The following is a 9,973-nucleotide window of genomic DNA, read 5'->3' as shown; positions in this document are numbered from 1 at the left end:
CACGACGATCGATGTCGTCAGGAGCGACGGCACCGCCATGGCCGGCGTCAGCTCCGGCTTTCTCGATGCCGGCGTCATCGGCAACACGGTCACCTACACGCTGACCTTCGGCAGCGCCGTCAACATCACCCAGTTCCAGATTGGGGAGTTCGTTAACAACACCGGCAGCGGCAACTACGTCTTCACCCCGAACACCGGAACCGCGGTCGTACTTGCCGACGACAGCGGGTCCATCGCTGGTTCGATAGCAACGCTAACCCCCACCGACTGGACCGGCGTCACCAGCTTCACCGTGTCGTACACCGGCTCCGTCAGCTATCGGATCGGCCTCGACAACATCGTGTTCACGCCTGCCAGTACGGCGATCGTCGGCACGACTGGCAACGATCTGCTGCTCGGCACATCCGGTAATGACACGATCAGCGCACTCGACGGCAACGACACGGTGTCGGCGTTGGCTGGCGACGACCTGGTCTACGGCGGGTCTGGCAACGACCTGCTGTCCGGCGGAGCCGGAAGTGACAGCCTGTTTGGCGAGGACGGCAACGACACGCTGTTCGGTGGGTTCTTCGGAAGCACCGGAAGCAACGTGCTCGATGGTGGCGACGGTAACGACTACCTGTTCGGTGGCGATGGGGCGAACACGCTGTTCGGCGGTGCAGGCGACGATACCCTGCTCGGCGGCAGCGTCGGGAATGTGCTGTATGGCGGTGATGGCAACGACAACATCTACGCCGCTTCTGGTAACGACGTGCTGTATGGCGGCGCCGGGAATGACACGCTGACAGGAGGAGACGGCAACGACAACCTGTACGGCGACCAGGGTAACGACACGTTGTACGGCGGCGGCGGCGACGACACGCTGGTCGGAGGGTTCTCCGGCACCGGCGACGATCTGCTTAGCGGTGGCGACGGCAATGATCTGCTGATCGGTGGCAATGGCCAGAACACCCTATACGGCGGTACCGGTAACGACACTCTGATCGCCGGCAGCCTGTCGGATGTGCTGTACGGCGGCGATGGAGACGATCAGCTCTTCGGGTCGACCGGGAACGATGTTCTGTCTGGTGGTTTTGGTCAGGACACACTTAGCGGTGGCGCCGGGAACGACGCGTTGTACGGCGGCAATGGATTGAACGTGCTGTACGGCGGTGCCGGGGATGACAGCCTGTATGCCGGCACCATGTCGGACCAATTGTACGGCGGCGACGGCGCCGACAGGTTCATCATCCCGGGCCAGTTCGTGTTCGGGGCATCGCATGTGATCGGCGACTACGCGGCCAGCCAGGACACGATCAGCCTGCAGGGTGCGACCTCGGCGACCATCCTGACGGCGTCGAGCTTCGGCAATGACCTGCTGCTCGGCATCGACCTGAATGGTGACACCTCGGCTGACCTCCACCTGCGGATCGTCAACGGCGCCGATCTGACGTTCAGCACGTCGGTAACCGGAACAGGGGTCGATCTAGTCGGATCGACGATGGCGAGCAGTGCGATCGTGGGCACCTCGGTGGCCGACCTGCTGTTCGGAACGTCCGGACCGGACATCATCAGTGGTCTCGACGGGGACGACACGGTATCGGCGCTGGGCGGCAACGATCTGGTCTACGGTGGTGCCGGCAACGACGTGCTCTCCGGCGGTGGTGGCAGCGACACGCTGTATGGCGGAGACGGCAACGACGTGCTGGTCGGTGTCGCCGACAGCAACCTGCTCGACGGCGGCGAAGGCGTCGACACCCTGATCGGTGCCGACGGCAACGACACGCTCTACGGCGGCGCCGGCAACGACGTGCTGTATGGGGTGACCGGCAACGACGTGCTGTACGGCGGTGACGGTGCCGATCTCTTGTCCGGCATGGACGGCAACGACACGCTGGCCGGCGGGACCGGAGCCGACCTGCTGCTCGGCGGGGTCGGCAATGATGTCTTCCTGTTCAACGCTGGAGACGGCGCCGACACGATCCTCGACTTCACGAACGGGGATGATCTCGTCGACCTGGATGACGCCTACGGCATCAACAGCCAGGCAGCACTTGATGCGATAGCCTCAGACGATGGCTCGGGGAATGCGGTTCTCGATTTCGGCAACGGCGATAAGGTCGTGCTTATGGGCGTCGATTATCGGGATCTGCTGATTGGCAGCTTCTACTGACGCTGAACCGGTGACCAATCGGCTCTGGCGTCTTCCGATGCGGAATCACACACGATGGGGTTCCGCATCGGGACCGTCTTACGGTCGAACCGCCTCGGCGAGCGGCAGCGGGGGCGTTGTGATGCGCTGGATAGTGCGGCCTGCGGAGTTGAGCAACGGCCGCTCAAGCTGCTGAGCCAATCCAGTGCCGCGCGATATCGCCGGCGTGGCACAGCCAGATATCGTCGCGATGATCCGCGATGTGCTCCAGCGCGCGCCGCAACGGGCGCAGCCGATGCGGCTGGCCGACGATATAGGGGTGCAGGGCTATACCGAAGACCAGCGGCTGCTTGGCCGACTGCGCCAATTGCTCGTCGAACCCGTCGACGATCATCTCGGCGAACTGCCGTCCCTCGACCCGACGAGCGACGATTGCGGGGATGTCGTTGAGCTCCTGCGGGTAGGGGACCGACAGGATCCGGCCGCCGCCGCGGGTTGCCATCCAGACCGGTTGGTCGTCGTGGCACCAGTCGAGCAGATAGCGGTAGCCGGCCTCGGCCAGCAGGTCCGGCGTGATCCGGCTCTGCGAGATCCAGGGGCCCAGCCAGCCTTCCGGCCGGCGCCCCTCCTCCTCCGAAATGCGCGTCGTCGCCTCGACGATCAGGTCGCGTTCGGCCGGCTCGTCGAGGACGCCCTGGCGCTCGGCGTTGGTGCGGCCGTGGGCGACCACCTCGTCGCCGCGTCGACGAAACGCCTCCATGATGCCCGGGCACTCGTCATAGGTTCGGGAGTTGGCCAGAACCGTGGCCGGCAGTTCCAGACGGTAGAACTCGTCCAGCATACGCCAGACACCGACACGGTTGCCGTAGTCGCGCCACGTGTAGTTCAGCACATCCGGCTGCGGTCCACCGGGGGCCAGCTCTGCGCCCAGCCCCTCACCGAATGCGAACACCTCGATGTTCAAAGCGATGTAGACCGCCAGCCGCTTGCCGCCGGGCCAGTCGCCCGACGCCCGGTCCTCGATCGACTGATAGGCGTACCGACCGTGTCCCGGCAACGTCACGTCGTCAGGCCGCTGCGGCAGCCTGGCCGTTGGACCGGCCGAGGCGGATTGCGGTGATCGCCATGCCGACCGCTGCCTGGGTCGGGTCGACAACCGGTATGCCCACCCGCTCCGCCAACCGCTCGCGATAACGGGCCATGCCGGCGCAGCCCATCACCAGGACATCGGCACCGTCGCGATCGCGCAGCGTTTCGCCGACCTCGACCATCCGGCCGAAGGTCTTGTCCTCATTAGACAGTTCGTCCACACCCAGCTCGATCGCCCGGTCGCCGGCCAACCGCCCGTCGAGCCCGAGGGAACGCACGTAGCGCAGATGGCGTGGGATCGACCGGTTGAGGATCGCGATGATTCCGGCCTTGGCCCCAAGCGCGAGGGCGGTCAGCAAGCCGCTCTCGGCGATGCCGAACACCGGCTTGGTTGTGCTCTCCCGCGCCGCATACATGCCGGGATCCGAAAAGCAGGCGATCACGAACGCCGATGCGTCGTTGTCATGCGCGCGGACAATGTTGCGGATGTGGGCGGATACGTCATCGACATGCGCCTGACACTCGATGCCCGGGGGGCCGTCAGGGTTGGTGACGCTGACAATCTCCGGGCCGTCGGCCATCCGCAGGGGATCCAAGGCCCGGTCCATCGCGGCGGTAACCGCCTGGGTCGAATTCGGATTGATTACGACGATGCGGTCGGCCACGGCGCTCTCCACGTTTTCTGGGCTCGGCTACGACAATGCTTTGGACGCGATCTCGTAGACGTCCTTGGACAGATTGGGACGGGCGACGATCCGGCGCAAGGCGTCGGTCATCGCCTGCCCCCGCTCGGCGTCGAACTTGCGCCACCGCACCAGTGGCTGGGTCATGCGTGCCGCCACCTGCGGGTTCATCGGATCCAGCGCCAGGACCTGATCGGCCAGGAAGTTGTAGCCAGAGCCGTCGGTCTCGTGGAACCGGACCGGGTTGCCGGCCGTGAAGCCGCCAATCAGCGCCCGCACCCGGTTCGGATTGCGCAAGCTGAATCCAGGGTGGTCCAGTAGACCGACCACCTCGCCGAGCGTGCCCCGGCGCGCCGACCCGGCCTTCAACGCGAACCATTTGTCGAGTACCAGCGGTGAATCGCTCCACCGCTGATGAAACGCCTCGAGGGCGGCGTCTCGCTCGGGGCGTTCGAGATCGTTCAGTGCTGCAAGACCACCCATCACCCGGGTCATCATGCCGTCAGGCCTAGCCTGGGCCACCGCGCGCGCCACGCCGTCTTCCCGTCCGCTCGCCACCAGATAACCAAGAGCGACATTGGCAAGCGCCCGACACCCCATGGCGGCGGTCGAGACATCCGATCCACCGTCACCTGCCGCGTCTGACGCTGAGAGCCGGTCGTATGCCGCCGCCCAACCGTCGAACAGCGCCTCGCCGATCGTCCGGCGGGCCTCGCTGCGGGCTGCATGGACCTCGTCGACATGCCAGATGTTCAGCGCCTGTCCGAGCAGGGACTCACCCGGCAGCGACAGCAGTTCGGCGAGGAACGCCGGTTCCAGCGCATCGTCCGCAAGGCTGGCCTTGAACGCAGCGATTACCCGAGGATCGAGCGGAACCGGCCGTCCGTCGCGCAATCCGCCAACCATCGCCAACAGCGCCCGGGTTGCCAGCGACTGCAGCGCCTCCCAGCGACCGAACGGATCGTTGTCGGCGCCGGCGAGGAATGCGAGGTCGTCCTCGGTCCACGCCGCGTCCAGCTTGACCGGAGCGCTGTACCCGCGCAGCAGCGACGGCACGGTGCCAGGCGCCACGTCCTGGAACGACACCGTCAAGGCCTCCCGGTCGAGCAGGACCACCCGCTCGGCCTCGCCTGCAGCGTCTGTATCGTCGGCGGTTCGCATCGGCACCGCCGCTCCGTTCCGACCGATCAGCGCCGTGCGGATCGGAATCGGCATCGGCTGCTTGCTCGATTGCCCCGGGGTCGCCGGAAGCGACTGCGACAAGGTCAGATCGAGCTGCCGGGATACCGGATCGTGGGTCCACCGCGCGGTGACGGTGGGCGTACCGGCCTGCGAATACCACAATCGGAACTGCGACAGATCAACACCGCTCGCATCCTCCATCGCGGCCACGAAATCGTCGCAGGTGACCGCCTGGCCGTCATGGCGCTCAACATACAGGTCGATCCCCTTGCGGTAGTTCTCAGCGCCTAGCAGGGTGTGGATCATGCGTACGACCTCGGCACCCTTCTCGTAGATCGTGACGGTGTAGAAGTTGTTGATCTCGATGTAGGTGTCAGGGCGAACGGGATGGGCCGTCGGCCCGGCATCCTCGGGGAACTGTACTGTTCGCAGGAGCCGCGCGTCGGCGACCCGCTTGACGCCCGCGTTGTGCATGTCGGCCGAGAATTCCTGGTCGCGGAAGACGGTGAGACCCTCCTTCAGCGAAAGCTGGAACCAGTCGCGGCAGGTGATGCGGTTGCCGGTCCAATTGTGGAAATACTCGTGCGCGACCACGCCCTCGACCCGTTGAAAGTCGGCATCGGTCGCGGTCGCCGGATCGGCCAGGATGAACTTGTCGTTGAAGATATTGAGGCCCTTGTTCTCCATCGCCCCCATGTTGAACGCCGACACCGCGACGATCATGAAGATGTCCAGGTCGTATTCGAGGCCGTAGACCTCCTCATCCCATCTCATGGAGCGCTTCAGCGACTCCATGGCATGACCGGTCCGGTCTTCGTTGCCATGGTCGACGTAGATCCGCAGCGTCACCTCTCGCCCCGAGCGGGTGACGAAGCGGTCCTCGACGTATCCCAGGTCACCCGCCACCATCGCGAACAGGTAGGCCGGCTTGCGGAACGGGTCATGCCACTCGGCGTAGTGCCGACCGAACGGCAGGTCTCCCGTTTCAACCCGGTTGCCGTTGGCCAGCAGGACCGGAAAGCGGTCCTTGTCGGCCTCGATGCGGACCGTGAACACCGCCATGACGTCCGGGCGGTCCGGATAATAGGTAATGCGCCGGAAGCCCTCGGCCTCGCACTGCGTGCAATACAGATCACCGGATCGGTAGAGTCCCTCCAGTGCCGTGTTCTCCTGCGGCCGGATGCGGGTCTCGATGACCACCTCGAACGGGCCGTCGACCGCAGGCAGCGTCAGGCGTTCGGGTTCCAGGACGTAGTCCGCCGCCGTCAGGCGCCGGCTGTCCAGCATCACCGACACCAGCTGCTGGTCCTGACCGTCCAGGACGATCGGTGCCGTCCCCTCGCCGGCTGCCGGATTCCGACGACCACGCAGGATCGCCCGAACCTTGGTCCAATCGTCATGAAGCTCGACCGTCAGGTTGACGGCATCGATCAGATGGGCTGGCGGGGTGTAATCCTGCAGGCGGATGGGCTGCGGCGAAGCGGCGGGCGCGGCACGATCCATCGGGGCGTCCTCTTTCAGGTCTCGGGCGGTGATGGCGTCAGTTGGCCATCCAACCGCCGTCCACCATCAGGTTCTCCCCCGTGATATAGCTCGCCTCGTCGCTGCTGAGAAACAGCACGGCATTGGCGACGTCCTCGGGCCGTCCCAGCCGCGGCCACGGCGTGCGCGATTGCGAGTAGGCCAGCATCTCAGGCGCGATCGCCCGACCGGTCTTGCCGGTCAGGATCTTGCCGGGAGCCACGGCGTTGCACACGATGCCCTGTTCGGCATAGTCGCCGGCGATCTGGCGGGTCATGTAGACCACCGTTGCCTTGCCGACCCCATAGGCGAAGTCGTTCGGCGCCCGGACCATGCCGTGCTGCGAGGAGATGTTGACGATCCGGCCCCGTACCTCGCCGCGCGGATCCTGCGTCACCATGCGACGCACCGCCTCGCGGCAGCCCAGGAACACGCCCTTGGCGTTGACCGACATGACCCGGTCCCAGTCGGCCTCGCTGGTTTCCAACAGCGGCGTGTCGGTGCCAATGGCAGCGTTGTTGACCATCACGTCCAACCGTCCGCCCAGGCCGACGGCCGCGTCGATGGCCGCGTTCAGATCATCGACGCGCGACACATCGCAGCGGCAGAACACCGCGCGACCGCCGGATGCCTCGATCGCCGCCACAGTCGTGGTCCCACCTTCACGGGGCGTCTCACCCAGGTCGGCAACGACGACGATGGCGCCCTCCGCCGCGAAGCGCAGGGCGATCGCCTTACCGATCCCGGAGGCGGCACCGGTGACGATCGCCGTCCGATCCTTCAAACGCACGTCGGGCTCGTTCGATCAGGCCGCCTTTTCGCGCGCCGTGGTGTACGCCTTGGCGCAGTGCGCGGTGCAATACGGTCGGCCAGGCTCGACCTGATCGCCGCAGAAGCTGAAATTGTCGGTCTTCGGATCACCGGTCGGCCAGCTGCAGGTGTTGCGGTCCCACTGTTCCAGGGTCAGCGGCACGGCGCGGCGGCGCTGCACTGGTGCCTGGGGCGCCCGCGGCTTGTCCGATTTCACGATCGGCGACTGCCGCTTCGGCAGACCCATCCGGTGGACCTTGCCGACTACAGCGTTACGCGACACGCCGATCACGAGGCCGATCTGGGTGATCGACAGCCCCTCACCCCAAAGCCTGGTCAGATCCGCCAGACGTTCTTCGGTCCATACGCTTTGCAGGTTGTCCGACATGGTCGCCTCCATTGAACCGTTCGCGTGAGCGGCGACTCGTTGCCACCCACATCTTGTGTTCGGATGACAAGAGGCTACGGGATATGGACTACGACAACAAGCAGGACCACCATATCTGGCGTAATTTTATGTGGATAACACAAGAAACCGCCGATTCGCCCCACTTGACCGTCGTGGAGCAAGCCGAATCAGCGCCCTACCTCGGCAATCTGCGTGGGTTCCGTCGCGACCGCCGCGGCGCTTGGCATGGGAGCACAGCTTGCTTCGTCGCCGATACCGAGACGGCTGAAGACATCCAGGGTCACCTGCCGAGCGCTCGAGCCGACCAGTGCCGGGTTCCCTTCGATCGCCGTCGCGAACAACCAGACCTCGCGCGGCATCTCGACCCAGCCGACCAGCCAGCCCAGCTCGGCATCGCCTCCATTGTTGTGCACGGTCGGCGCCCAGCTCGACTTGGCGCGGATCACCGCGTCACAGCCAACCTGTTCACCCGGGACGACATCGCGGGCGATGGTCTGCGAGCGACCGCTCGCCGGCAGGGTACCCAACAGCAAACGCTCGACGAAATCGACCTGCTGAACCGGCGTCACCCGCAAACCGTCGCTCATCAGGGAACGGCCGGTGCCCTCTGTGGTGCCGGCGTTGCCGTAATTGAGGCGCTGAAGCCACTCAGCCATGCGCTCGCTGCCGATCGCCGCGGTGATCCGCTGCAGCTCGGATCCGGACGCGGTCGGCCCGGCATCCCGCATCACGCCGGTCTCAAGCGCGATCAGCAAGTGCGGCAGCTTGAAGGTGGACGCCGGCGGCAATCCCCGCTCGGCGGCATCGAGATCGGAGACGAAACTGCGGCGGTCACCAAGGCGACGCAACACGATGGTGCCGCTGACCCCGGAGGTTTGAAAAGCGCTGCGCCACTCCGGGATCTCGACAATGTCGTCGCTGGCCCGACCGTCTGCCCCAGCGGGTGCGCCTGCCACGATACCCGCCAGGACGATCATGGCGGGGGCCATCCAGCGGGCGCGCTTATGCATCGATACCGGCATCACAACCTCCATCACCTCAGCTTCTCTCGCATCGATAACGCTGCAGATGGATTGCGGTGCCCGAACGGCGGAGTCAGGGCATTACGGCGGTGCCGCAGTCACTCCGCTGCCGCAATTCGGCCCGGCACCAATCCCCAGCCGTTGAATGCGATCCGTGGCGAGGCGAAGTGCCGGTTGCGTTCGCGGATCAGGTAGTCAACCAAGGCCTGCGGCGCCGACACTCCCGCCGCGCGTTCGGCATCGGGATTGTAGTTGGTGTTGGTGTTGACATCGTAGACATAGGGTCGACCCTCGGCGTCGCGCGCGAACTCCACCCCGGCGATGTCGATGCCGGCGTCGCGCAGGAACACGCCGATCGCCTGCTCCAGCTCCGGCTCGACCGCATTCTCGACCACAGTGAACACCGGACCACCGGTTGCAGCGGCTTCTTCCGGTGCGCAGACGTCGGCCGGGCACAGCTCGAAGGTGCCGCCGGTGTCAATCCGCACCGCGTAGAACAGCCGGCCACCGATGAACTCGGCACGGGTCACCGAGCCGTCGGTCGTCCGGACGTAGTCCTGCAGCAGCGTGATGCCGTCGGTCGAGCCGGGTAGCGTGCCGGCGCGGGCCCGTGCGGCGGCCTCGCCGGCGTCCTCGAACAGCTGGATGCCCAAGCCCTTGCCGCCCCGGTTCGGCTTCACGATCACCGGGCCCGGGGCGAAGCTCTCGGCGGCCTCCGCGATCCTTTCGGCCCCCAGGGCCGCAACGGTGCGCGGGACCGGCACGCCGGCGCGCTCAAGCCGTGCCAGCTGAGCCGCCTTGTTGACCTCCAGCGCGATCGCACCTGGACCGTTGATCACCGGCCGGTCGTGGGCCGCCAGCCAGGCGATCACCGCGCTCGCGTACTCCGGGGAATAGCGGTGGCCGCGGCTGTGCGCCGACGCGCTCATCCGGTTGTAGAACAGCCCGGCCGGCGGCGGCGACGACAGGTCGAACGCGCCGTCGGACAGGTTCCAGTCGACGAACGCCTCGCCCCGGGCCGCGAACGCCTTGGCGAACGGCGGCAGCCAGTCCGGATTCTCGTGGATGACATGGATCGGCGGGACGGTGTTCGACGGAAAGACGGTCGGCTGCGTCATGGCGTTTC

Annotated in this window: 8 protein-coding genes; 1 reads left to right on the top strand and 7 read right to left on the bottom strand. The window is 66.0% G+C overall.

The window, feature by feature from the left end; translation table 11 throughout:
• The coding region (locus RIC54_RS01255; protein WP_350150428.1) for a calcium-binding protein at nucleotides 1-2,152 on the top strand (2,152 nt) is incomplete at its 5' end.
• 163 nt (nucleotides 2,153-2,315) lie between these two features.
• On the opposite strand, the gene RIC54_RS01250 is transcribed toward RIC54_RS01255, so the two are convergent.
• The 7 genes from RIC54_RS01250 to RIC54_RS01220 form a co-directional block, all read right to left on the bottom strand.
• Nucleotides 2,316-3,188 carry a polysaccharide deacetylase family protein gene (locus RIC54_RS01250; RefSeq protein WP_350097582.1) on the bottom strand — a complete coding sequence of 291 codons (873 nt, stop codon included), beginning with the start codon at nucleotides 3,186-3,188 and terminating at the stop codon, nucleotides 2,316-2,318.
• Nucleotides 3,189-3,198: 10 nt separating this feature from the next.
• On the bottom strand, nucleotides 3,199-3,885 hold the full coding sequence (locus RIC54_RS01245) for an aspartate/glutamate racemase family protein (protein ID WP_350150426.1): 687 nt from the start codon (nucleotides 3,883-3,885) through the stop codon (nucleotides 3,199-3,201).
• Nucleotides 3,886-3,912: 27 nt separating this feature from the next.
• The gene (pepN, locus tag RIC54_RS01240) at nucleotides 3,913-6,588 is read right to left on the bottom strand and encodes an aminopeptidase N (protein ID WP_350097586.1); all 2,676 of its coding nucleotides are present in this window, start codon (nucleotides 6,586-6,588) and stop codon (nucleotides 3,913-3,915) included.
• A gap of 37 nt (nucleotides 6,589-6,625) precedes the next feature.
• Nucleotides 6,626-7,396, bottom strand: coding sequence for an SDR family NAD(P)-dependent oxidoreductase (locus tag RIC54_RS01235; RefSeq protein WP_350097588.1), 771 nt, complete (start codon nucleotides 7,394-7,396; stop codon nucleotides 6,626-6,628).
• A 15-nt stretch (nucleotides 7,397-7,411) separates the two neighbouring features.
• Nucleotides 7,412-7,804 carry a GcrA family cell cycle regulator gene (locus tag RIC54_RS01230; RefSeq protein ID WP_350097590.1) on the bottom strand — a complete coding sequence of 131 codons (393 nt, stop codon included), beginning with the start codon at nucleotides 7,802-7,804 and terminating at the stop codon, nucleotides 7,412-7,414.
• A gap of 188 nt (nucleotides 7,805-7,992) precedes the next feature.
• Complete coding sequence (locus RIC54_RS01225) at nucleotides 7,993-8,847, bottom strand: penicillin-binding transpeptidase domain-containing protein (protein WP_350097592.1); 855 nt, start codon at nucleotides 8,845-8,847, stop codon at nucleotides 7,993-7,995.
• Nucleotides 8,848-8,945: 98 nt separating this feature from the next.
• Complete coding sequence (locus tag RIC54_RS01220; protein ID WP_350097594.1) at nucleotides 8,946-9,965, bottom strand: ATP-grasp domain-containing protein; 1,020 nt, start codon at nucleotides 9,963-9,965, stop codon at nucleotides 8,946-8,948.
• Nucleotides 9,966-9,973: the final 8 nt, after the last annotated feature.

Source organism: Thalassobaculum sp. (assembly GCF_040219215.1).
GTDB lineage: Bacteria > Pseudomonadota > Alphaproteobacteria > Thalassobaculales > Thalassobaculaceae > Thalassobaculum_A.
Note: the sequence above shows the minus strand (reverse complement) of the source record. Positions and strands in the feature narration are given on the sequence as shown.